This is a genomic window from Pigmentiphaga litoralis (assembly GCF_014651835.1).
GTDB lineage: Bacteria > Pseudomonadota > Gammaproteobacteria > Burkholderiales > Burkholderiaceae_B > Pigmentiphaga > Pigmentiphaga litoralis.
This window is the reverse complement of record NZ_BMXQ01000003.1, coordinates 246,668-270,626: the sequence shown is the minus strand read 5'-3', so window position 1 is coordinate 270,626 and position 23,959 is coordinate 246,668. Positions and strand designations below refer to the sequence as shown.

Annotated in this window: 19 protein-coding genes; 9 read left to right on the top strand and 10 right to left on the bottom strand. The window is 66.5% G+C overall.

Annotated features, from left to right (window positions below):
* Positions 1–427: 427 nt before the first annotated feature.
* From IE116_RS24275 to IE116_RS24260, 4 genes are all read left to right on the top strand, one after another.
* Complete coding sequence (locus IE116_RS24275; RefSeq protein WP_373303103.1) at positions 428–925, top strand: DUF192 domain-containing protein; 498 nt, start codon at positions 428–430, stop codon at positions 923–925.
* A gap of 144 nt (positions 926–1,069) precedes the next feature.
* Positions 1,070–1,933, top strand: a complete 864-nt coding sequence (locus IE116_RS24270; RefSeq protein ID WP_189616302.1) for an intradiol ring-cleavage dioxygenase — start codon at positions 1,070–1,072, stop codon at positions 1,931–1,933.
* A 62-nt stretch (positions 1,934–1,995) separates the two neighbouring features.
* On the top strand, positions 1,996–2,592 hold the full coding sequence (locus IE116_RS24265) for a nuclear transport factor 2 family protein (RefSeq protein WP_179590235.1): 597 nt from the start codon (positions 1,996–1,998) through the stop codon (positions 2,590–2,592).
* 275 nt (positions 2,593–2,867) lie between these two features.
* The gene (locus IE116_RS24260; protein ID WP_189616300.1) at positions 2,868–3,863 is read left to right on the top strand and encodes a Bug family tripartite tricarboxylate transporter substrate binding protein; all 996 of its coding nucleotides are present in this window, start codon (positions 2,868–2,870) and stop codon (positions 3,861–3,863) included.
* Between the two features lie 95 nt (positions 3,864–3,958).
* On the opposite strand, the gene IE116_RS24255 is transcribed toward IE116_RS24260, so the two are convergent.
* Entirely contained in the window at positions 3,959–4,558 is a 600-nt protein-coding gene (locus tag IE116_RS24255) for a malonic semialdehyde reductase (protein ID WP_189616298.1), read from the bottom strand.
* 105 nt (positions 4,559–4,663) lie between these two features.
* Here IE116_RS24255 and IE116_RS24250 point away from each other — a divergent pair, with 105 nt between their 5' ends.
* Positions 4,664–5,608: a LysR family transcriptional regulator gene (locus IE116_RS24250; RefSeq protein WP_189616296.1), complete on the top strand. Its 945-nt coding sequence runs from the start codon at positions 4,664–4,666 to the stop codon at positions 5,606–5,608.
* Positions 5,609–5,704: 96 nt separating this feature from the next.
* On the opposite strand, the gene pcaF is transcribed toward IE116_RS24250, so the two are convergent.
* The 9 genes from pcaF to xseA form a co-directional block, all read right to left on the bottom strand.
* Positions 5,705–6,910 (bottom strand): 3-oxoadipyl-CoA thiolase, encoded by a 1,206-nt coding sequence (pcaF, locus tag IE116_RS24245; RefSeq protein WP_189616295.1) that lies wholly within the window; start codon positions 6,908–6,910, stop codon positions 5,705–5,707.
* A gap of 69 nt (positions 6,911–6,979) precedes the next feature.
* The gene (locus IE116_RS24240) at positions 6,980–8,044 is read right to left on the bottom strand and encodes a maleylacetate reductase (protein ID WP_189616293.1); all 1,065 of its coding nucleotides are present in this window, start codon (positions 8,042–8,044) and stop codon (positions 6,980–6,982) included.
* Between the two features lie 2 nt (positions 8,045–8,046).
* Entirely contained in the window at positions 8,047–8,685 is a 639-nt protein-coding gene (locus tag IE116_RS24235; RefSeq protein WP_189616291.1) for a 3-oxoacid CoA-transferase subunit B, read from the bottom strand.
* 10 nt (positions 8,686–8,695) lie between these two features.
* Positions 8,696–9,385: a 3-oxoacid CoA-transferase subunit A gene (locus IE116_RS24230; RefSeq protein ID WP_189616289.1), complete on the bottom strand. Its 690-nt coding sequence runs from the start codon at positions 9,383–9,385 to the stop codon at positions 8,696–8,698.
* Positions 9,386–9,625: 240 nt separating this feature from the next.
* On the bottom strand, positions 9,626–12,097 hold the full coding sequence (locus tag IE116_RS24225; RefSeq protein ID WP_189616287.1) for a penicillin-binding protein 1C: 2,472 nt from the start codon (positions 12,095–12,097) through the stop codon (positions 9,626–9,628).
* 16 nt (positions 12,098–12,113) lie between these two features.
* The gene (locus tag IE116_RS24220; RefSeq protein ID WP_189616285.1) at positions 12,114–17,285 is read right to left on the bottom strand and encodes an alpha-2-macroglobulin family protein; all 5,172 of its coding nucleotides are present in this window, start codon (positions 17,283–17,285) and stop codon (positions 12,114–12,116) included.
* Between the two features lie 96 nt (positions 17,286–17,381).
* Positions 17,382–18,770 (bottom strand): chloride channel protein, encoded by a 1,389-nt coding sequence (locus IE116_RS24215; RefSeq protein ID WP_373303110.1) that lies wholly within the window; start codon positions 18,768–18,770, stop codon positions 17,382–17,384.
* A gap of 181 nt (positions 18,771–18,951) precedes the next feature.
* A complete protein-coding gene (gene sodB / locus IE116_RS24210) occupies positions 18,952–19,530 on the bottom strand; it encodes a superoxide dismutase [Fe] (protein WP_189616283.1) in 579 nt (192 codons plus the stop codon).
* Positions 19,531–19,654: 124 nt separating this feature from the next.
* Positions 19,655–21,022, bottom strand: a complete 1,368-nt coding sequence (gene xseA / locus IE116_RS24205; protein WP_189616281.1) for an exodeoxyribonuclease VII large subunit — start codon at positions 21,020–21,022, stop codon at positions 19,655–19,657.
* Positions 21,023–21,318: 296 nt separating this feature from the next.
* On the opposite strand from xseA, the gene IE116_RS24200 reads away from it, so the two are divergent.
* The 4 genes from IE116_RS24200 to IE116_RS24185 all read left to right on the top strand — a co-directional run bounded on the left by IE116_RS24200 (position 21,319) and on the right by IE116_RS24185 (position 23,914).
* Positions 21,319–21,918: a MotA/TolQ/ExbB proton channel family protein gene (locus IE116_RS24200; RefSeq protein WP_189616279.1), complete on the top strand. Its 600-nt coding sequence runs from the start codon at positions 21,319–21,321 to the stop codon at positions 21,916–21,918.
* Positions 21,919–21,954: 36 nt separating this feature from the next.
* Entirely contained in the window at positions 21,955–22,380 is a 426-nt protein-coding gene (locus IE116_RS24195; RefSeq protein WP_189616277.1) for an ExbD/TolR family protein, read from the top strand.
* 81 nt (positions 22,381–22,461) lie between these two features.
* Complete coding sequence (gene lpxK / locus IE116_RS24190) at positions 22,462–23,745, top strand: tetraacyldisaccharide 4'-kinase (protein ID WP_189616275.1); 1,284 nt, start codon at positions 22,462–22,464, stop codon at positions 23,743–23,745.
* The gene (locus IE116_RS24185; protein ID WP_189616273.1) at positions 23,726–23,914 is read left to right on the top strand and encodes a Trm112 family protein; all 189 of its coding nucleotides are present in this window, start codon (positions 23,726–23,728) and stop codon (positions 23,912–23,914) included. Before lpxK ends, IE116_RS24185 begins: the two co-directional genes overlap by 20 nt.
* The last annotated feature ends 45 nt before the right edge of the window (positions 23,915–23,959 follow it).

The window sequence follows — 23,959 nt, the reverse complement described above, 5'->3', positions numbered from 1 at the left end:
CAGCTTGAAAGTCATGTGGTGTTGATCGAAGCCATATCAACCCCTCACGCTATTAATAACGGATTACGGCCCTGGTCATCCAGCGTTCTTACAACCTGCCGGATCCCACGTGCAACGGCTGTGTCAGCAGGAAAACGACGCCAGCGGGCTGCACATTTCGGTAGGGAGTTTCATTCATATTACTCCCGTCGCAAGCCTGTGGCGGCGTCGTGTGATGCCGCGCAGCATTTTTTTTGGCCTCGTGCGCAACAGGGTTATTGAGCATATTCAAACCATTACGCGCCGTCGCCAAGACAGCTTGCCGTCAGCCTGCCGGGCGATACGCCATGCTACGCTGCGATCACCCGATGACCGGCGGTCGCCCGATGTACCGACATGCCGGCCCCGGCTAGCCGATCCGTCCAAACCTGTCCTAGCAATGCTGATCATGACCTCGACCGTTCACCGCATGCCGTCCACCCTACCCTTTTCGTTCCGCCGGTTCGCAACCCGCCTTGGCGCGGCAGCGGGCCTGGCAACGGCTGCCGTGCTGCTGCCGGCGCTGGCCTGGGCGCAGGGCATGCCGGTGCAGCAATTGCGCGCAGGCATGCACCTGATCCAGGCCGAAGTGGCGGCGGTGCCGGCGGCCCGCGAACGCGGCCTCATGTTCCGCGAGCAGCTGGCGCCCAACGCCGGCATGCTGTTCATTTTCGATGCGCCCGCCACGCAATGCATGTGGATGCGCAATACTTTGATCCCGCTATCGGTGGCCTTCATTGCCGCGGACGGCACGGTCGCCAATATCGAAGACATGGCGCCCAAGACCGAAGACAGCCACTGCGCCGTCAAGCCGGTGCTGTACGCACTGGAAATGGACAAAGGATGGTTCGCGCGGCGGGGCATCAAGGCCGGCACCAAGATCGAAGGCATTCCGGGCGTGCGTTGAGGGTGTGAATGGACGGCGCCCGGCGTCGGGGCATCGCTGCCCGTCCGGCGTTCCATGGAGCGCAAAAGTCTTTTCCAGCTTATCGGTTTCTCCGCGTTGCCGGCCCGTCTACAGTAGGCCACGCCACAGACGACGGAGACCGACTTGCGCAACCTCAATGAAGACACCATTACCCAGGCCGTGCTGGCGCGCCATGTGGACGCGCCCAGTCCCCGCCTGAAAGAGATCATGACCAGCCTCGTGCAGCACTTGCACAGCTTTGCGCGCGAGGTGAAACTGACCGAGGCGGAGTGGGTGCAAGGCATCGAGTTCCTGACCCAGGTCGGCCACATTACCGACGACAAGCGCCAGGAATTCATCCTGCTGTCCGACACGCTGGGCCTGTCGACTTTGGTGACCGCGATGAACCATCGCAAACCCCCGTCCTGCACCGAGGCCACGGTATTCGGCCCTTTTTTCGTGGAAGGGTCGCCCGATTACGAAAATGGTGACGACATCGCCAACGGCGCGCACGGCGAACCCTGTTTTGTGCGCGGCACGGTCAAGGGCACGAAGGACGAGGCGATCCCGCATGCCAAGCTGGAAGTCTGGCAGGCCGACGCCGATGGCAACTACGACGTGCAATACAAGGGCGATCACGGCCACCGCGCACGCGGCACTCTGTACACGCAAGACGACGGCGGCTTTTATTTCACGTCTATCCTGGCTGAGGCCTATCCCATCCCCCATGACGGCCCGGTCGGCTGCATGTTGAGCGCGCTCAATCGCCACCCCTGGCGCCCGGCCCATCTGCACTTCATGATCCAGGCCGACGGCTACGAAACCCTGGTCACGCATGTGTTCCGTGATGGCGATCAGTATCTCGATTCGGATGCCGTGTTCGGGGTACGCTCATCGCTGATCGCGCAGTGGGTGCGCCACGAACCGGGTCGCACGCCGGCCGGCACCGACAGCGCCACGCCCTTCTACACGCTGGACTTCGATTTCGTGCTGAACCCCAAGAAGTGAACCCCAAGAACTGACCCCGACAACCAGACTTACCCTGCCCCACCTCACAACAAGGAGACATCATGTACGACGAGGAAAAACTCGCGATACGCGAACTGATCGAAAACTGGGCGCTCTGGCGCGATGCCGGCGACTGGGAACGCTTTGCCACCGTCTGGCACGACGACGGGCGCATGAACGCGACGTGGTGCCAGGCGTCGGCCACCGAATTCATCAAGCAGAGCCGCGAAGGCATGGACCGCGGCGTCAACATCCTGCACTTCCTGGGGGGATCGACCATCGATCGCGCGGGGGATCGCGCGGTCGTGCAGACCAAGATGACGATCTCGCAGCGGGCCAAGGTGCACGACGTGCTGGTCGACGTGGTGTGCACGGGCCGCTTCTATGACTTCGTGGAAAAACGCGCCGGCAAGTGGGGCGTGGTCGAGCGCCAGCCGATCTACGAAAAGGATCGCATGGACGCCGTGGATCCGTCCGCGACCCTCAAGCTGGATCCGGAACTGCTGTCGCGCTTTGCCGAAGGGTATCGTCACCTGGCCTACCTGCAGGTCGGGATCGGCATGGATGTGAAAACGACGATGCCGGGCTTGAAAGGGCCGGAAGTCGAAGCGCTGTATCAGCGCGGCAAGGCCTGGCTGGAAGGATCGGCGCGGCCGTAGTCGTCATGCAGGACCCGGGCGAGGTGGGGCAGACTCCTTGAATCGGTAATGCGGTGGCGGGTTCAGACCGCCCCCTTTTTTGCCGAGATAGTCAGGCTGTCTTACTGATTACCCTGATGGGACTTTCCCTGAAGGGTCGCCCGCGGCCCTATCGTTTTGCCTGGTGCGTCCACGACCGGACTGACGTGTACGCACGTTGATTGCGTTACCCACGTTCTTTCACCTTGTGCACTTCCAACACGAGCCCCGCACAGATCGGGGCCACGGAGACAACCATGCACCCCATCACCCGGCGTCCAGGCGGCGCGCTGCTGTCCGCGCTTGCGCTTGCCTTTCCCGCACTCATCACCCTTGCCCCTGCGGCGCAGGCCCAGGAATGGCCAACGCGGCCCATCCGCATGCTGGTCGGCTTCGGGCCGGGCGGTGGCACGGACATCATTGCGCGGATGGTCGCGCAGCCGCTGGCCGAGCAACTGGGTCAGGCCGTCGTCATCGAGAACAAGCCGGGGGCGGGCGGCACGCTGGCGGCAAATACCGTGGCGCGGGCAGCGCCCGACGGGCATACCGTGTTCGTGATGAACAATGGCCACGCCGTGTCGGCCGCCATGTACAAGCAGTTGCCCTTCGACGCGGTCAAGGACTTTGCGCCGGTGTCGACGTTGTGCGCGCAACCGCTGGTGGTGGCGGTGGGCAAGAAAAATACGGCGGGCGATCTGCCCGCCTTCCTGTCCATGGCGAAGGCGTCCCCCGGCAAGCTCAATTACGCGAGCGTAGGTGTCGGCAGCACGCAGCATTTCGCGGCGGAATTGCTGCGGCAGATCAGTGGCGCCGACATCCAGCACATTCCGTACAAGGGCACCCCCAACGCCGTCGCGGCCGTGCTGGGGGGCGAAGTGGACATGCTGGTGGAAGTCGCCTCGCCGCTGCTGGGCCATATCCGCAGTGGCGAACTGAAGGCCCTGGCGGTCACGTCGCCCACCCGCTTCGGCGGCCTGCCGACCACGCCAACGGCGATCGAGTCGGGCGTGCAAGGCTTTGACGTCACGACCTGGTATGCGCTGGCTTTCCCGGCCGGCACGCCCGCCCCGGTGGTCGAAAAAATGAACCGCGCGCTGACCACGGTGCTGTCATCGGACGCCGTCAAGCAGCAGATGCTGTCATCGGCGTGCCTGGCGCAGGCGTCGACACCGCAGGCGCTGAATCAGCATCTGGTTGCGGAAATCAACCGGTGGGACGAGGTGCGGAGCAAGGCCGGGATCGCCAAGGAATAGCTCGGCAACACGGCCCAGCAAAAAGGGACGCCGCGGCGTCCCTTTTTGCTGGTTGCAACGCTGCGCTTGACGGCAGCGCTGCGTGCCGACGCCGCTTACAGCAGTGTCGACACTTCTTCGAACGACAGGCGGGGCTGACGCTCGAACAGCTTCGTTTCGTCGCCAAAGCCCAGCGCGCAGATGAAGTTGGCCTGGTAGCGGCCATCGGCAAAGTATTCGGCGTTGACCTTCGGGATGTCAAAGCCGCTCATGGGACCGCAGTCCAGGCCCACCGCGCGGGCGGCGATCATGAAGTAGGCCGCCTGCAGGGTCGCGTTGCGTGTCGCGGTGGCCGCAGCCATGGCCGGATTGCCTTCGAACATTTCCTTGGCGCCTTCGCGGAACCAGATCTTGGGCATGTATTCGTAGAACTTGGTGTCGTTCGCAAAGATCACGATGACCGGCGCCTGGCGCACCTTGTCGACGTTGCCCGGACTGACCATGGTGGACAGACGCTCGCGCGCTTCGGGCGACCGCACGAACACCAGGCGCATCGGCTGGGTGTTCATCGACGTCGCTCCCATTTTCGCGATGTCGTAGACTTCCTTCAGTTTGTCGTCGGACACCGGCGTGTCGAGCCAGCCGTTGTGCGTGCGGGCCGACATGAACAACTGGTCGAGTGCGTCTTGCGAAATGCGGGAAGCGTTGGCGGGCATGGCGAATCCTGGTTGGGCATACGGAAGAAGTCGTAGCCAAAAATTATAAGCCGCCCTGACAAACAATCGGTGTCCCACCCCACAATAAAAGGCAGCAGACCGGGTATGGATCGTTGGCGGGAAATGGAACTGTTCGTGCAGATCGCGGAGCAAGGCAGCCTGACACGCGCGGCCGAAGCGGTGGGGCTGTCGAACGCCGCGGCGAGCCGGCACTTGAGCACGCTGGAACAGCGCGTGGCCGCCCGGCTGGTCGAACGCAATACGCGCCGGCTGTACCTGACCGAAGTGGGCGAAGCGTTCTACCAACGCTGCAAGAGCATTCTGGCCGACATGCAGGATGCCGAGTCGATGGCGAACGCGACGGCCGTGAACCCGACGGGCGACCTGCGCATCACCGCCTCGGTGTCGTTTGCGATGCGGCACATTGCACCCATCCTGCCCGCATTCACGCAGCGCTATCCGCAAGTCAACGTGCACCTGGTGACGTCGAACCGGTATTACGACCTGATCGAAAACGGGATCGATCTGGCGATCCGGACCCGCGAAGGGGAAGCGGATTCGACGTTGACGATACGCCGGCTGGCCGAGACCCGGCGTGTGCTGGCCGCGTCACCGCGCTACCTGGACCAGTACGGCACGCCGCAGGCGGTGCAGGACCTGGCCCGCCATCGGCTGCTGCTGTACACGTATGCGAACCGGTACGACGAATTGCGGTTCACGCGGCGGGGTCCGGGGGCGGCGATGGATTCGCCCCCTTCCGCCGTCGCGGCCATCACCGTCAAAGGCCTGCTGGAATCGAACGAAGGACAGGTACTGGTGGCGGCCGCCCTGGATGGCCTGGGCATTCTGGTGCAGCCCAAATACATCATCTACGACGAGATCGTGGCTGGGCGGCTGGTGCCCGTTCTGGACGACTGGGACCTGCCGCGATTGAGCATCAACCTGGCCTATCCCAACCGTCAGTATCTGCCCGCCAAGACGCGATGCTTCATCGACTTCCTGGTGGGGCATTTCGATGCGATGGAATTCGGACGGAAGTGGTCGACCTGATCCACCCTCGATCGATCCTCCACATTGCAGGCAAAACAATGCCCAGGTCGACCGCACCTGGGCATTGCTTGCACAGGGCGACTCGCCCTGCCCTTCTTACACGCGTTCGAGGATGACCGCGATACCCTGGCCAACGCCGATGCACATCGTGCACAGCGCGTAGCGGCCGTTGGTGCGGTGCAGCTGGTTGACCGCGGTGGTCGCCAGACGGGCGCCGCTGGCGCCAAGCGGATGACCCAGCGCAATCGCGCCGCCGTTCGGATTCACACGGGCGTCGTCATCGGCCAGACCCAGCATGCGCAGCACGGCCAGGCCTTGCGAGGCGAAGGCTTCGTTCAGTTCGATCACGTCCATCTGGTCCAGCGTCAGGCCGGTCAGCGCCAGCACCTTTTGCGTGGCCGGCGCCGGGCCGATCCCCATCACGCGCGGCGGAACGCCCGCGGTGGCCATGCCGACAACCCGGGCCTTGGGCGTCAGGTTCTGGCGCGCGGCTTCGGTTTCGGACGCCAGCAGCAAGGCGCAGGCGCCGTCGTTCACGCCCGACGCATTGCCTGCGGTAACGGTGCCATCCGGGCGCACGACGCCCTTGAGCTTGGCCAGCGCTTCCATGCTGGTTTCGCGAGGATGTTCGTCTTTGGACACGACGATCGGATCACCCTTCTTCTGCTTGATCGTCACTGGCGTGATTTCGGCATCGAAGAAGCCGGCGCGCTGCGCCGCAGCGGCCTTGCTCTGGCTTGCAAAGGCCATGCGGTCCTGCGCTTCGCGTTCGATCTTGTAGTCGGTCGCGACGTTCTCTCCGGTTTCCGGCATGGCGTCGACGCCGTACATCTCTTTCATTGCCTTGTTGACGAAACGCCAGCCGATGGTCGTGTCATAGATCGCGGCGTTGCGCGAAAAGGCGGTCTCGGCTTTGCCCATCACGAAGGGGGCGCGGCTCATGCTTTCCACGCCACCGGCGATCATCAGGCCGGCTTCACCGGCGCGGATGGCGCGCGCGGCGGTACCCAGGGCATCCAGGCCCGAGCCGCACAGGCGGTTCACGGTCGATCCGGGCACTTCAATCGGCAGGCCGGCCAGGAGCGCCGACATGCGGGCCACGTTGCGGTTGTCTTCGCCTGCCTGGTTCGCGCAGCCGTAGATGACATCGGTGATGGCAGCCCAGTCCAGGCCGGGATTGCGTTCCATCAAGGCCTTGATCGGGATCGCACCGAGGTCGTCGGCGCGGACCGACGACAGCGCGCCGCCGTAACGACCGAAGGGAGTACGGATGGCATCGCAAATAAAAGCGTGTGAACTCATGATGTGTCCCTGATGTTTTGACTAGTGGCTATTTTCAACTAGGAAGGCGATCGTCGCGTGCATATCAGCTTAGCCCTTGGGCCGCTTGCCTTCCCACGCGTCCTGCAATAACTGGCGCAGCGCGGCCCGTTCGATGGGCCGGGGATTCCAATACGGGTTGCCGACGGCAATGTCGGCGGCGCGGTCGAGATCGGCTTCGTTCATGCCGATGTCGCGCAGGGCGACGGGAGCGCCCTGCGATTGCGCCAGGTCGAACAGTCCACCCGCCGCGTCATCGGGCGAACCGATCGCCCGGCCGATGCGCGCCATGACGTCCGGCACGGCGCGGGTGTTGTAGGCCATGGCATGCGGCAACACCACGGTGTGCACCTCGGCGTGCGGCAGGTTGAAACTGCCGCCCAGCGTGTGGCACAGCTTGTGATGCAGGGCCATGCCGACGTTGCCCAGCACCGTGCCGCACAGCCACGCGCCATACAGCGCGTCGCTGCGCGCGGTGATGTCGGCGGGGTCCGCCTTGAGCGCGGGCAAGGCACGGGCCATGGCGCGCAGGCCTTCTTCGGCCAGCAGGCCCATGATGGGATTGGTGTCTTGCGCGTACAGGCCTTCGGCTGCGTGCGCCATGGCGTTCAGGCCGCTGGTGATCGACAGGCCGATGGGCAGGCCGATCGTCAGTTCCGGATCGTAGATCACGGTGCGCGGCAGCACGCGCAGGTCCTTGCCTGTCTTTTTCAGACCGGCTTCGGTAATGCCGTAGATCGGCGTCATTTCCGACCCGGCGTAGGTGGTCGGGATCGCCAGGATGGGCAGGCCCGAATCCAGCGCGATCGCCTTGCCCAGGCCCGTGGTGGACCCGCCGCCGATGGCAATCGCGCAATCTGCGCCCAGCCGCTGCGCTTCGGCGCGTGCTTCACGTGCCGATTCGATCGGCACATGCATGACGGCCTGGTCGAAGATGCCTGCCGCGCGATCGCCGATGATCGCGGCAACGCGCTCCGCCTGCTCGCGCTGGCCCGGGGTGCACAGGACCAGCGCCCGGCGAGCGCCCAGCAGCTCGATCTCGCGTTCGAGGTGCTGCAGGGACCCCGCGCCAAACACGACGCGGGACGCAATGCCGGTGTAGACGAAGGCGTCCACGATCAGTCCTTCAGGAGCGGCACGTTGCACAGGCGCTGCAGTTCGTCGAACGACAGGCCGTCCACCCGATCGATCACGCGCACGCCATCGGAGGTGATGTCGAACACCGCCATGTCGGAGTACACCCGGCTCACGCAGGCGACGCCGGTCAACGGATAAGTGCAGGCGGCAACCAGTTTGCTTTCGCCGGTCTTGGTCAGCAGGTCCATCATCACGAAGACGTCCTTGGCGCCGATCGCCAGGTCCATGGCGCCGCCCACGGCGGGAATCGCGTCGGGCGCGCCGGTGTGCCAGTTCGCCAGGTCACCCTTGACCGACACCTGGAAAGCGCCCAGGACGCAGATATCCAGATGGCCACCGCGCATCATGCCGAACGAGTCGGCGTGGTGGAAGAAGGCCGCGCCGGGCAGCGTCGTGACGGGCTGCTTGCCGGCGTTGATCAGGTCCCAGTCTTCTTCGCCCTTGGCGGGCGCGGGGCCCATGCCGAGCAGGCCGTTTTCGGTGTGCAGCAGCACTTCGCGGTCGGCCGGCAGGTGGTTGGCGACCAGGGTGGGCAGGCCGATGCCCAGGTTCACGTACGCGCCTTCGGGGATGTCGCGGGCGACACGCGCGGCGATCTGGTCTCGATTCAATTTGTTCATGGCGGCTACCTTATGCGGCGACGGGTTGGGGGGCTTGCGCGGCAACCTGCACCACACGCTTGACGAAGATGCCGGGCGTGACCACGGCTTCGGGATCGAGCTCGCCCAGTTCGACGACCTGGCGCACCTGCGCGATGGCCAGCTTGGACGCCGTTGCCATGATCGGGCCGAAGTTGCGCGCCGTCTTGTTATAGGTCAGGTTGCCCCAGCGGTCGCCGCGGTCGGCCGAGATCAGCGCGACATCGCCAAAGATCGGGCTTTCCAGCACGTATTCACGGCCGTTGATGACGCGCGTTTCCTTCCCCTCGGCCAGCAGCGTGCCGGCGCCCGTGGGGCTGAAGAAGCCGCCAATGCCGGCGCCGGCCGCGCGGATGCGCTCGGCCAGGTTGCCCTGGGGCACCAGTTCCAGTTCCAGCTTGCCGGCGCGGTACAGCTCGTCGAACACCCACGAGTCGGACTGGCGCGGGAAAGAGCAGATGACCTTGCGGACGCGTTCGGTCTTGAGCAGGGCGGCCAGGCCGGTATAGCCATTGCCGGCGTTGTTGTTCACCACGACGAGGTCTTTGGCGCCCTGCTCGATCAGCCCGTCGATGAGGGCGTTGGGCAGGCCAGCCGTGCCGAAGCCGCCGATCAGGATGGTGGAGCCGTCTTTGACGTCTGCCAAGGCTTCGGCGACCGAAGCAACGATTTTGTTGATCATGAATGTCTCCGCGCGGCGCCGGGACCGGAAAGGCCTGGCGGACGCGCCTGGTTGCGTCAGAAGTCGATGCGGACCGAATAGAAATGTTCGATACGCGGACGGTTCAGGGTCCGCAGAAAGTTCGAAAGGTAAGCCCTATCAGTCCGCAAATGTTCTTTACACGAACTTTTGTTCGGATAATAAACATTATCCTGCTTATCTGGCAGCGCCACAAGTCAGCGCAAGCCCGAACGCGCTCGGCTATTTGCTGGAGGCCGCGGTCCCCGGCAGTCCGCGCACCGTGAAGGACACGCTATCGTAGCGCCCCGCTTCGTCCATGGCGGTCACGGCGTGCTTGCCGTTTTCCCTGAGTTTGAAGGTGACGCCGGCGGTTCCGGGCGACTGCTGCTGGGGCTGGCCATCCAGCAGCCACCACACCGTGCCGCTGCCGCCCAGTGCCCGCACCCCTACGGTGATGTCACGGCCGCCGGGCACCGGCAGCAGCTGCGCGCCAGTGTCCACGCCCTCGATCCGCAGGCCCGACCGGGCGTCCGCCGCGCGGCAGGCCGGATCCCACGGTGGCGGGGCATAGGCGGCCAGCAGGCCAGATTCCAGCCAGGGCTGCAGATAGGTCGGCCACCGCGCCACCTGCATCGGTTCGCCTGGCACGCTGCAGTTGGGCCGGGTGCGGTGACCGGTCACGGGCGACACCCACAGGGTCTCGATCGGGCCGGCCGGCGCCACCCGGTCCGGCAAGGTGGGCGGCACGGCGCCATCCAGCGCCCAGGCCTGGCGGCGGATCTGGCACTGCGCGGGCGGCGTGACCGATGCCGCGAGGCCAAGGGGCCAGCAGATCGATACCTGCGACACCTCGGCCGGCGGCCTGCGGGGCGCAGGGGGCGGCGCGGGCAAGGCTGCGACGATATCCTGCAGCAGCGGCGCGGCCACGTTGGCGCCGAAAAAGCCGGGATTGGGCGTGCCGTCGGGCCGGCCCACCCACACTCCGATCGTGAAGCCGTCGGTGACCCCCACCGCCCACGCGTCCCGAAAGCCGAAACTGGTGCCGGTCTTCCAGGCCAGCCCGCGCGGACCGTCGTAGAACGGGCGGTCCGGGTGGCCTCCGTTTTCCAGGATCTCGCGCACGATGAATGCCGCCCCGGGGCTCATGATGCGCGCCTCGACACGGGGCGCGTCGGGCTCCAGGCGGGGCTGGCCGGCCATCCCGCCGCGTGCCAGCGCGCGGTAGGCAGCGACCAGTTCTTCCAGCGTCGTGCCCCCGCCGCCCAGGATCAGGCTCAGGTTGGGCGCGACCCCCGTCCCCATGCGCAGCCGCAGCCCGGCTGCGCGCAGATTGGACGCGAACCGCGCCGGGCCGACCCGATCCAGCAAGTCGACGGCGGGGACGTTCAGGGATCGTTGAAGGGCGTCCGACACACTTACAGGACCGGAAAACGCCGCCTGGAAATTGCCGGGCCGATAGCCGCCAAAGGACTGCGGCGCGTCCACCAGCAGGCTTTCGGAATGGATCAGCCCGTCGTCCAATGCCATCGCATACAGAAAGGGCTTGAGCGTGGACCCCGGCGAGCGCACCCCACGCACCATGTCCACGTGGGCTGCGCGGCGGCGGTCTGAAAAATCGGCCGATCCGGCGTAGACCTTGGTGGCCAGAGTGTCGTTGTCCATGACCAGCACGGCCATCGATACCTTGGGCGGCAAGGCGTCGACGCGGTCCAGCAGCATGGTTTCGACGGCGGATTGCAGTTCGATGTCGAGGGTGGAGCGGACGACGGTGCGGGCTGTTCCGGGCAACGACGCGGCCGGGCGCGGCAAGCCAGGCGCCGCGTCGGCGGCCTGCGCTGACGCACGTGTCACGGCTTGCGCCGACGTACGGGTCACGGCGGCTCGCGCGGACTCCCGAACCACGGCCCGTGTGTTTTGCCGCAGCCGCTCCGCCGCCAGCGGCGCCAGCCAACGTGCACGCAGCGGCTGCACGATCACCTGTTCGATGCGCGCGTCAGCCACCGTGGCGGCGTCCCAGGTATGCAGATCCCGCAGGCGATCCAGCACCTTGTCGCGCGCGGCCTGAGCGGCAGCGGGCGCGCGGTCGGGGCGCAGGCGGGAAGGCGCCTGGGGCAGCGCCGTCAGCAGCGCGGCTTCGGCATGGCTCAGTTGCGAAGACGGCTTGCCCAGGTACGCGCGGCTCGCCATTTCGACGCCTTCGACGATCCCGCCCATGGGCGCGTGGTTCAGGTACAGCGCCAGGATCTGCGCCTTGGACAAATGCCATTCCAGCTGCAGCGCGCGCAGCACCTGCCGCAGCTTGCCGCGCAGGCTGCGGTCGCCATAATGCAGGCGCGGATCGACCATGCGGGCCACCTGCATCGTCAACGTCGACCCGCCCGACACGACCCGTCCGCTGCGTGCCCACTGCCAGGCCGCACGCGCCATGGCTACCGGGTTGACGCCCGGGTGCCAATAGAACCAGCGGTCTTCAAAGGTGAGCAAGGCGTCGTAATACAGCGGCGATACCTGGTCAGCCGCCACCGGATAGCGCCACACGCCGTCCGCGCTGGGATAGGTGCGCAGCGGGGTGCCGTCTTCGGCCGTGACGACCAGCCCCCCGTCAGGCCGCGCGAGCGCGGCGCGCGGCAGCGGGAAGGCCAGGTCCAGTCCCAGCAAGCCGATGACGGATGCCAGGCCCATGGCCAGGACGACGCGGGTCGGGCGGCGCATGGCCTTCCCCGGCGCCTTAGCGCGCGCCGCCCGCCGCGGCGCGCGGGTCCTGGATCACCAGGCCGGCGCTCTGCGTGCCCACCCCGCGCACATCCGGCCGGTACATGTCCTCGACCACCGGCGCCGGCACCACGAAGCGTCCGGGCGTCACCACACGAACCTTGTAGAACACCGTGACGGTGCCCTGGATACGCACGGCGGCCACGTAGCGGTCATCGCGGTATTCACGGTGCTTGATGGCCGGATCGTTCAAGGCTTCGGCAACGTCCTTGCCGCCGATCGACCAGTTCTCCAGCCCGGCGCCCTGCGTCAGGTTCAGGTTTTCGACCTCGAAGCCGGCCGGCACGCGATCGACGATCAGACCGTCTTCAATGCGCCGGTCCGCCGTGGCATCCAGCTTGACGATCAGGGTATCGCCGGTCTTCAGGCTGCGGCCCGTCCACGCTTTGCCATCGGACTCGTACCAGGTCCGCACGATGCGCACGCCATTGGACTTGGGTTCGGCCGGCGCTGTCGGATAGCCCTGGATGTCGGCCTCGACAAACAGCACACCGGTGCCCTGGTTGATGACCTCGACGCCCTGCTGCAGCTGGTTGCCCGCCACCGTACGCGATTCGCTGGTCCGCGACGTCAGGGTCTCGTCCTGGGCGCCGTTGCGCAGCACCGCGGTCCAGGGCGCGTCGTTCTGGCCACCGGCTGCGCGGGCCGCCAGGAACAGCGCCAGCTGCTCCTGCGTCGACAGGTAGGGACGCCCTGCCAGGCGTCCGGCCAGGTCGTTCAGCATGACTTCGCGGCGCGGGTGGGTCAGGTTGTTCTGCGCCATCAGCGCATAACTCATGGCCATGTCTCGCACCGGCGATCCGTAGTCCCCCAGCCATTCGCCATACCCACCCCCGCGCCCGGCGTCAATGCCATAGGGTCGCGCCATGGCGTCGTCCAGCGCCACCTTGGACCGCGCTTCATCGCCCATCAGCTTCAATGCCACGGCCAGATGCACCAAGGGCAGCGGTGACCGCGCGCGATTGCGGAAGCTGTCGTGCAGCACGCGCAGGGTCGATAGCGGCGCCTTCTGGTCACGGGCCAGCACATACGCCGCGTTGGCCAGTTCGGCAAAGCGGCGATGGCCGTTGCGCAGCGAGTCATAGTCGGTGTCGCGCAGGCGTGTGCCCACGGCCAGGTCCTTCTGCAGATTGGCAGGCAGCGCCGGAATGTTCGCCACACCCTGCTGCAGTTGCGCCAGCAGCCATTCCTGGCCGCGCCGAGCCATGGTGTCGGGCACGTTGAAGCCGTTGCTGCGCGCGTCCTGCAGGAAGCCGGTCACGTAAGCGCTCAGCCAGACCTCCTGCGCGCCATCGCCCCAGAGCGTAAAGCCGCCCGATGCCTTCTGCTGTCCGGCGATCCGCGCAATCGCGCCTTCCAGCATGCGTTCGCGTTCGGCGCGCGTGCGCGGCGTCAGGCCATACGCCTTGGCCTGCGCTTCGTCGATGAACACGTGCGGGTAGGCGGCGCTGGCGGTCTGCTCCAGGCACCCATAGGGATAGTCCAGCAGGCCCTGCACCAGGCGGCCGATGTTGAACGGCGGCCGGTTCGAGACCGACATGCCCACGGTCACCGACTCGTTGTAGAAGCGCGAAGTCCAGGTCGGCTCGAGCCGGAAACTGTCGCCCGGTTCGATGCGGGCGCGCTTGACTTCACGTTCCGCCGGCACGGCAGGCTGCACCTGCAGCAGCGATTCGCGCACGATGTGCAGCGGTTCGGTCGACCCCGCCGCCGGTGCGCCGTCCACCACCAGACGCAGGCGCCCCAGACCATAGGCGCCCGTGGCTTCGGCGCCAAAACGCAGCGTGGTGCGTTGCTTGTCGGCCAGGCTGACCGTGCGCGCGCCGTCGCGAACGCGTACCGGGTCCAGCCCTTCCAGCCGGATCGACAGATTCTGTGGCCCGCCGCTCAGGTTGGTCACGTCCAGCGCCAGGGTGACGTCGTCTCCCGGGCTGATGAATCGCGGCGTGGACAGCTCGGCCACGATGGGTGCGGCCACGACCATGTCGGCCTGCGCGTTGCCGTAACGGTCCTGCGTGAAGGCCGTGGCCATGATGCGCAACGTGCCGTTGAAGTCGGGCAGGTCGAGCGGCACGTTCGCTTCCCCGTTGGCGTCGAGCTTGACCGGCCCGCTGAACAGATCGACCAGCCGCACCTTGGTCGGCAGGCTGCGGGTATCACGCGACGCTGCGTCACCGCCCCACTTCAGCTTGCCCTGCGTGCCGTCCATCTTTTCGATCAGCTTGCCGTACAGGTCCAGCAATTCCGGTGCGTAGCGGTGTTTGCCGAAGAAGAAATCGAACGGATCCGGCGAGGTATACCGCGTGATGTTGAGGATGCCCAGGTCCACGGCGGATACCGTCACGTACGCCGACTGATCGGCCGCTTCGGACGCGCGCTTGTCCAGGTTGCCCACCTTGACCTTCACGGTCGTGCGTTTTTCGGGCAGGACCTTGGGCGGCGCCGTCAGCGCGACCGACAACTTGCGATCATCGCGCGCCAGCGGCAGATGGATCAGGCCCAGCGCACGCGCGGGCGTGACCCGATCGCCTTCGCTGCCAGGCCGGAACACGGCCACCGACACGTACAGGTCATGCCGCTTCCAGTCCTTGCCGACCGGAATCGTGATGGTGCTTCCCGACGCCTTGACCGAGGTGCGCTCCGACCACAAGACCTTGTCGCCTTCGACCGCGATCAAGGCTTCGCCGTCATGCGGCGGCGTGATGGTCAACGTCACATCGTCGCCCTCCCGCACCGGCGCCTTGTCCAGCTTCAGCTGCACGCGGTCCGGGCGGTTGCCCATGTCTTCGGCATCTTGCGCGCCCCAGCCGGCATAGAAGCGATAGCGCATCGTCTCGCCGGTGTCCGGGTCGCTGATCTCCAGGCGATAGCGGCCATACTTGACCGGCAGGCCCAGCTTGATGCGATCGCGCAGCGCAATCGTCCGCGAATCGATCAGGTCTTCGTTTTCGGTAAAGCCACTGTTCCAGCCGCGCTGGTCATCGAAGCGCCAGTAGTATTGACGCTCCTCGCGGTACAGACGCAGCTGCGCACTGTCCAGCGGCACGAACTTGCCGGCGGCATCCACCCGCACGGCTTCGAATTCGGCCAGGGCGCCTTCGCGCGCCACGTCGCGGTCGAACATCGGCCGCACGGCAATCAGCGCCTTGGCCGGCCACACGGTGCGATCGATCGATCGCACCACGGGCCGCCCGCCGGACTCCAGCAGGCTCACGCTGGTCTTCACTTTCATGGGCGAATGCGTGCCGTCCACATCCAGCGGCACCGTCAACGTCACGGCGCCATGTTCGTCCAGCTCGGTTTCTTCCAGGTCCTTGCGCTGCTTGCGGCTGTCATCGGCAAAGTCGCCAAAGATGAAGCCCGGCAATTGCGTCGGCAGGGCCTGCCGGTCGCGCTGCACCGACACCACACCCAGCACGCGGTTGCCCGCGGCAGGCGATCCGTACAGATAGTCGCCCCGCACCTGCACCTTCAGTTGTTCACCCGGCGACAGGATTTGCTGGCGCGACTGCAGGTCCAGCTTCATGCGTTCGGGCAGGAATTCTTCGACCTGGAATTTCCACGAGGCGTCGGCGCTGCGGGCGGCCGGATCCAGCCGCACTTCAAGCAGCCAGCTGCCGGTCTGCGCATCGGCAGGCAGCACGATCGGCTGTTGCACATATCCAGGCAGGTTGGATTGCGGGCGCCACACGGCCGTCTGCATCACGCGGCCATCGGGGCGCTTCAGGGTGGCGGTCAGCGGCATGGCCGCGACCGGCGCGCCATCGGGATTGCGCGCCAGCACCGAGACGTCGAAGCGTTCACCCGGCCGGTACAAGTCGCGGCCCGCATACACGAACAGCTTGTTGTTGCGCGACGGATAGCCGCCCACGTCGAATTCCGACAGGTCCAGCGCAGGTTCCTGCAGCGCCACCACGGACATCTCATTGCCACGGCGGCCCAGCAGCACCCGCGCGGCGTCGACATCGCCCGTGAATACGGCATGACCCTGCCCGTCGGCCTTGGCCTTGCCCAGCGATTTGGCCTGGCCATCAAGCAATTCGAATTCCACATCGCCCACCGCCTTGCCGCTTTTCAGTGACGTGGCAAACGCGTCCAGCTGATTCGGATACCGGCGCGCATGCAGGCCCACGTCAGTCACGTAGAAGTACGTGACCTGGTACTCGTCGCGAAAGCGCCCCGGCTGCGTCATGACGGCCACGTAGATGCCGGGCTCTTTCAATTCCTTGATGGTTTCCACTGGCAGGAACGTGACATGCCGCCGGTTGGGCGTGGCATCGGCCAGGAAGCGGCCCTGGTAGACGCTGCGCGACATGGACTTCAGGCGATCCAGATCCCACAGGCTGACGGTGCCCTTCAGCCCGGTGTTACCGCCGTAATCGTTGTCGTACTCGGAGCCCGCGTCCACGTCGGCATTGGCATCGGCTTCGGCGACTTTGGCCGGGCCCCGCACGCCCAGCGCGCTTTCATAGAAGGTCGGCAGATTGGCGGCATCGACCCGCAGGAACTGGACGTCCACTTCCGGCGTGTTCACGGTCACGACCGGCAATCCGCCGTTCTGGCCGGCGGGCAGCACCACGCCCTTGCTGGCGAAATAGAAGGACGGCGGCATGGCTTCACTGGCCACTTCGCACGTGCTCAGGCTGTCGAGTGTCTGGCCCGACGCGTTCTTCAGCCCGCTGCTGATGCCGATCTTGTATTTGCGCTGGGGCTGGATGGCCGGGAAGTACACGACGCGGGGGTTGTCACCGACCACCCAGCTGCCCTTGGCGACATTGCCTGCGGCGACTTCGTCGGTCGCGACAGGTTTGCCGGACACGGCTGCGGTATCGGCATCGGCCGCGTTGAACGCGCCCAGGTCGGACACCTGCAGATAGTTGTCAAAACGCTGGCGTTGGTCCACGGGCTGGGAAAACGTCACGGCCAGGGCGGGTGATTCGTCGAACAGGCGGGCCTTGCAATCCAGGGCCACGAAGGTATCGCTGCTGGCTCCGCCCTCGACCACGGTGGCGGTCCCGCCGTCATCCCCCGATCGCGACCCGTTCCACCACCACGCGGCCCCCGCCGCGGCCACGACCACTCCGCATACGACGGCCACGGCCGCCGTCCTGCCTGCTTTCCAGCCCATACGTCTCCCCGGTCGGCACCAATGTGCCCAATTTCCCCAGGCGTATTAAGGCGCAAAGCCGGGCGTTTGGAAAGCGCCGCGAGCAATAACTTACAGTTATGGGCTTGACGCTCGCGGCGCATCGGCAATGGCTTCTTTGCGAAAACGCAGCGCCACCGCATGGTAGAAGGGCCGGGGGCAGAATTGCCGCGACACCAGGGATGCGAGCAAGGTGGCGACCAGCAGTTGGAACATCAGGTCCTGGCTGCGCGTCATCTCCATCACGATCACGCTGGCGGTGATCGGGGCTTGCGTCGCGGCGGCCAGGAAGGCGGCCATCGAGAGCAATGCTAGGGTGCGGGGGTCGGCCACCGGGCCGGCCAGTTGCACCAGGTGCTCGCCGATGCCGGCGCCGATCGCCAGCGCGGGGGTGAAGATGCCGCCGGGAATGCCCGCAAAGTACGAAGCGACGGTAGCCACCCATTTGGCGATGCCGAAGCCCGGCGATTCGATCGGATGACCATTGAGCAAGGCCGCCGACGCCTCATAACCCGTGCCGTAGGTTTCGCCATGCGTCAGCCATCCCAGCACGGCCACCACGATGCCGCACACGAACGCCAGCCGCACCGGGTGCGCCACGACCCACGCACGCCAGGCCGTCGGCACCACGCCCGCCGGGCCCCGGATCAGGGTGGCCGCGAACAGGCCGCCGAGCACTCCATTCACCAGGGCGCAGGCCAGGGTCCAGCCCCAGGCCGCGCTTGCCCATTGCATGGGATCGTCAATGTGGAAATACGGGTTGTTGCCGGCGATGGCCAGCGCGATGAACCCCGAACAGAGCACGCCGGACAGCGCCAGCCGATCCCACCGCACGCCGGCCCCACGGCCCAGTTCTTCAATCGCGAACACCACCCCGGCAAGCGGTGTGTTGAACGCCGCCGCCAGCCCGCCGGCCGCGCCCGCGGCCACCAGTTCATGCGCGCGAAAGCCCAGCCGCACGCCCGCCCGGGCCTGCCAGTACCGGCCCCAGGCCAGCATGGCGGCCGCACCGACCTGCACCGACGGCCCTTCGCGGCCCACCGATGCGCCCGCCAGCAAGGCGGCGGCAGTCAACGGAATCTTCCACAGCGCCTGCCGCAGCGACACCAGCCCGGCTTGCCCGGTTTCGACCGGCAAGGTGGTGGACGCGATCACCTGCGGGATGCCGCTGCCGCGTGCATAGGGCGCCAGCCGCAGCGTCAGCCAGCGGATCGCCGCCAGCGCGCAGGGCAGCACAATCAGCGCAGCCCACGGCGCGGCCGTGGTCCACCGCGTATTCCACGCCAGTGCGACTTCGGCCATCCACGCAAACGCGAGTGACAGCAAGGCGACCAGCGCGGCGCCGCACAGCACCAGGGCATACCGGAAGGTTTTGTGGGAAACGCGCCGCATCTGCCGATGCTTGCGGCGAAGGGTGCCGCGCGCGCGGGTGCGCAGCGGATCGAAACGGCGTGGCGCCACGGAAATGTCCTGCCTGTCAGGAGTACGAAAAGCTCGGGTGGGAACCACACGAGCGCAAACCAACCAAGCGCAAAAAAAAGCGCGGCGCGCGGACACTGCCAGAGGCAAGGTCCATGCACCGCGCGTCGCTTCGTGCGCCGGAAGGAAGGCTTCCCGTTCCGGCGTCAGTCATGCATCGCCCCTGGAATCAGCCGAGGTTCTTGGCCGCGAAGTCCCAGTTCACCAGCGCCCAGAAGTTTTCCAGGTACTTGGGACGGGCATTGCGGTAGTCGATGTAGTAGGCGTGTTCCCACACATCACAGGTCAGCAGCGGCACGTCGGACGTGGTCAGCGGCGTCGCGGCGTTGCTGGTGTTGACGATATCAACCGAACCGTCGGCCTTCTTCACCAGCCAGGTCCAGCCCGAACCGAAGTTGCCGGCGGCGGACTTGTTGAAGGCTTCCTTGAATGCGGCCAGATCGCCCCACTTTGCCTTGATGGCGTCGCCCAGGGCGCCCGATGCATCACCGCCGCCGTTGGGCGACAGGCTGTTCCAGTAGAACGTGTGGTTCCAGACCTGCGCGGCGTTGTTGAACACGCCACCCGACGACTTCTTGATGATGTCTTCGAGCGACGCGTTTTCGAACTCGGTGCCCTTGATCAGGTTGTTCAGGTTCGTGACGTAGGTCTGGTGGTGCTTGCCGTAGTGGAACTCCAGGGTTTCCTTGGAGATGTGCGGCGCCAGAGCATCCATGGGATATGGCAACGGCGGAAGGGTATGTTCCATCTGAGAGCTCCTGTGTGGTGTTTGGGGTACAGCAAGGGGGTACAGCGCCGCATTTTATCGGCAACTGTCGCGTAAAGGGGTCATGCCCCCGCGTGACGAATGGTTAAGGCTGGGCAAAAAGATCCTAACCGAGCGGCAGGTCGGGCGCGATCTGCGCCACTTTCGCCTTGGCTGACCCTTCGGAAAAGTGCAGGTCGACCGTCTCGCCCACTTGCAGGGCGGCGGCTTCGCGCACGATGCGGCCACGGCCGTCGCGGGCAATGGCGTAGCCTCGCGCCAGGGTCTGCTGCGGCCCCAGGGCGCGCAACTGGTCCAGCCGGCCGTCGACGCGCGCAGCCAGGCGCGACAGGTAGGCCGCTTCCGCCAGACGCAGCCGACGGCCCAGTTCGCGCACCTGCACCTGGCAGGCGCCGGGGTCTGGCAGTTCGGTCGTCAGCCGCTGGCGCAGCAGCGCCACGTGACCGGCGCGGTCACGCTGCAGATGGCGCCAGGCGCCCGACAGGTCACGCGACAGGGTTGCCAGGCGTTCACGCTGGCGTTCCAGCCGCTGACGGGGCGAGACCAACTGGCCGGCCAGCCGGTCCACCCGCTGGGCCATCCGTTCCAGCCGGCGCTGTTGCAGGCGGGTCAGGGTCGATGCGGCCTGGGCGACCCGCGCCAGCCACTGCGACTGCGGCAGGCAGGCCAGCTCCGCGGCCGCTGTCGGCGTCGGCGCGCGCAGGTCGGCCACGAAATCGGCGATGGTGAAATCGGTTTCATGGCCCACGCCGCAGATGATCGTGATGTCGCTGTCGTGGATCGCCCGCGCCAGCGCTTCGTTGTTGAAGCTCCAGAGATCCTCGATGCTCCCGCCGCCCCGCACCAGCAACAGGGTGTCGACTTCCTTGCGGCGGTTGGCGGTCACGATGGCCTGCACCAGCCGGCCGGCCGCCTCGTCGCCCTGGACGGGGGCCGGGTACACGATCACCGGCACGTGCGGCGCGCGGCGCGCCAGCGCCGTCAGCACATCGCGCAGCGCCGCCGCCTGCAGCGACGTGATCACCCCGATCGCCTGGGGCAGCGCCACCGGTACCCGCTTGCGGTCCGCGTCGAACAACCCTTCGGCCGACAGCTTTTCCTTCAGGCGCACGAACGCCTCGAACAGGTCACCCTGCCCGGCGCGGCGCATGGCCTCGACCTGCAACTGGTAATCGCCGCGCGGCTCGTACAGCGACACCTTGCAACGAACCTCGATCTGGTCGCCATTGCGGGGCGTAAAGCCCACCAGGCTGGCCCGGCCGCGGAACATGACGCCCCGGGCCGCGGCGGTGCCGTCTTTCAGGGTGAAATACCAATGGCCCGAGGCCGCCGCCGTGAAGTTCGAGACCTCGCCGCGCACCCACATCAGGGGGATGCTGCGTTCCAGCAAGCTCGCGACCGCGCGGTTGAGCTGAGAGATTGTGAGAATTTCCCGCGACATTCCGTCGTGTGCGCCCGCAAACGTAGCGCTCATGAGGCTTTCCGGGCGAGAACCTGTCCACAGGCGCGCCAGTCGTGGTTGTCAAGTAATTTCTCTGTCATACGCCCTGTCCCAACCGAATAAGCTTTTGATTTCATTGAAAATTTATGCATGGCGCCCATAGCCCACAACGCAGGCACCCTAGCTGGAGCCGCATGGTTCCAGGCCGGGAGCCGACTTGTGCACACCATTATCCACAGAATCTGTGGATACTTTCAGACGGTGGTCAGCTTGCTATCGGGCCCCGCCGGGCCGTACATTCTCGCCTTCACTGCATAAGGAGAGCATCTTTGCTCGCCATCATTCGCGACGCGGGCTGGCCGATCTGGCCGCTCATCGCCACGTCTTTCCTCGCCCTGACCCTGATCGTCGAACGCCTGCTCGCGCTGCGTCGCACGCGTGTCCTTCCTCCCGCCGTCCTGGAGGACGTGATCGGGCTGGTGCAGAAAAAGCGCATCACGCCCGACATCATCGACAAGCTCGACGCCAGTTCCCCGCTGGGACGCATCCTGGCAACTGGCCTGCGCCATCGCAATCGCTCGCGGTCCGCGACGCAGGAAGCCCTGGAAGCCACCGGCCATTCGGTGGCCCACGACCTCGGCCGCCATGTGGGCGCCATCGGCACCATCGCCGCGGTGGCGCCGCTGATGGGACTGTTCGGCACCGTGGTCGGCATGATCGACATCTTCGGGGCCTATTCGCCGGTAGGCAACGATCCGTCGACCCTGGCCAGGGGCATCTCGGTGGCACTGTACAACACGGGCTTTGGCATCTTCATTGCCATCCCGGCCATGGTTTTCTATCGCTACCTGCGCACCCGCATCGAAGACTACCTGCACGACCTGGAGCAGGCGGCGATCCGCCTGGTGGACACCCTGCATGACGAGTGACCTGCCGCTGCTCGGCCTGACGCAAGGCGACGTGCCATGAATTTTCGCAGAAGACGCCACATCGAGGATCCCGAGATCAACCTGATCCCGCTGATCGACGTGCTGCTGGTGATCATGATCTTCCTGGCGGCCTCGACTTCGTTTTCGAAGTTCAGCCAGCTGTCGATCACGCTGCCCACCGCCAGCAATGAAACCCGCGCCGCGCCGCCGCAGGTGACCGTCACGGTCGCCGCCGACGGACGCTATGCGCTGAACGGCCGCGCGCTGCAGTACCGCGATGCCGAGACGCTGTCGCAGGCCTTGCGCGCCGCGGTCCAGGGGCGCACGGAGCCGTCGCTGGTGATCGACGCCGACGCGGGCGCCACGCACCAGTCGGTGGTCAACGCCATGGAGGCCGCCCGCCTGGCCGGTATCGCACGCGTCGGCTTCACCACGCGCACGAACGCGGGCGCCAAGCGCTGATGGGGTGGGCGGGGGAGCTGGCTTGCGGGCCATCGCGACGGCCGCCGGGCGTCCGGCGCTTCTGCGCGTCATGAACGGCCGATGAAAGACCTGCTGCAGCGACAGTGGCAGACCGGCGGGTGGCTGGCGTCACTGCTGACCCCCCTGTCGTGGCTGACCGGCGCCGTCGTCGCCGGCAAACGCACCGCCTACCGCAGGGGCTGGAAGCAGGCGACCCGGATCGACGTGCCGGTGATCGTGATCGGCAACCTGTATGTCGGCGGCACCGGCAAGACCCCTTTCCTGCTGGCCACCCTGGAAGGCCTGCGCGCCCGCGGCTGGACGCCGGGTGTGATCAGCCGCGGGTATGGCGCCCTGCCCTTCGAGAAAGAATCCGCGAATACGCCTCGCACCGGCCAGGGCCCGCTGGATGCGGCCCTGTTCGGCGACGAACCCGCCCTGATCGCTCGCGAAGCGAGCGTTCCTGTCGCGGTGCATCCCCGCCGGGCGCTCGCCGCTCAGGCGCTTCGGCGCGACTTTCCCCTGGTCGATGTGATCGTGTCGGACGACGGCCTGCAGCATCTGGCATTGGCGCGCGATGTCGAGGTGATCGTGCAGGACGCGCGGGGCGTGGGCAATGGCCGCCTGCTGCCCGCCGGCCCGCTGCGGGAGCCGGCGTCGCGGCAGAACACGGTGGACGTGATCGTGACGAATCTGACGGGCACCGCGGCCGCGGCTGCGGCGGAGGCTGCGGCGGGGGCTGCGGCTGAAACCGGCACGCCTGCAGACATCGCTCCGTCCCTGCCCGCGCCCACCGGATCGCCGACCCTGCCGGGCGCCAACGCCGCCGCTCCGCGACCCCGCCGGATGACCATGCGTCTGGTGGCGACGCACCTGCGCCGCGTGACCGATGGCGAGATCCGCCCGCTGACCTGGCTGACGGGCCATTCCGGCGACGCAGGCCATCGCGACAGCGCAGAGCACTCCCATGACGCAGGCCATCCAGGCGACGCAGGCCATCCCGGCAGCGCAGCCCATCCCGACCACCGAGTCCATTCCGCCCGCCCCGGCGACCCCCACGCTGCCGCGCCGCTCCGCATCGGCGCCGCCGCCGGCATCGGCCACCCCGACCGATTCTTTGCCACCCTGCGCCAGGCCGGCATCGATCCCGTCGTCACCCGTGCCTTGCCCGACCATTTCGACTACGCCACCTCGCCTTTTTCGGATATGGCGGTCGACCTGCTGCTCGTGACCGACAAGGACGCCGTAAAATGCGGGCATCTGAACGATCCGCGCATCTGGGCGGTTTCCGTATCGGCGCACCTGTCCGATCCCACATTCTTCGACTGGCTGGATACCCGACTCCATGGACACACGCCTGCTTGACATCCTCGTCTGCCCGCTCAGCAAAGGACCGCTGCACTACGACCGCACCCGCCAGGAACTGGTGAGCAAGGCCCAGCGCCTGGCCTTCCCGATCCGTGACGGCATTCCCGTCATGCTGGAATCCGAAGCGCGCGTGCTCAACGAAGCCGACATCGCAGCCCTGCCTTGACCCGCCCCGGCCCGGGCTGGTTGGCTCACGGCCCGGCGCCCATGT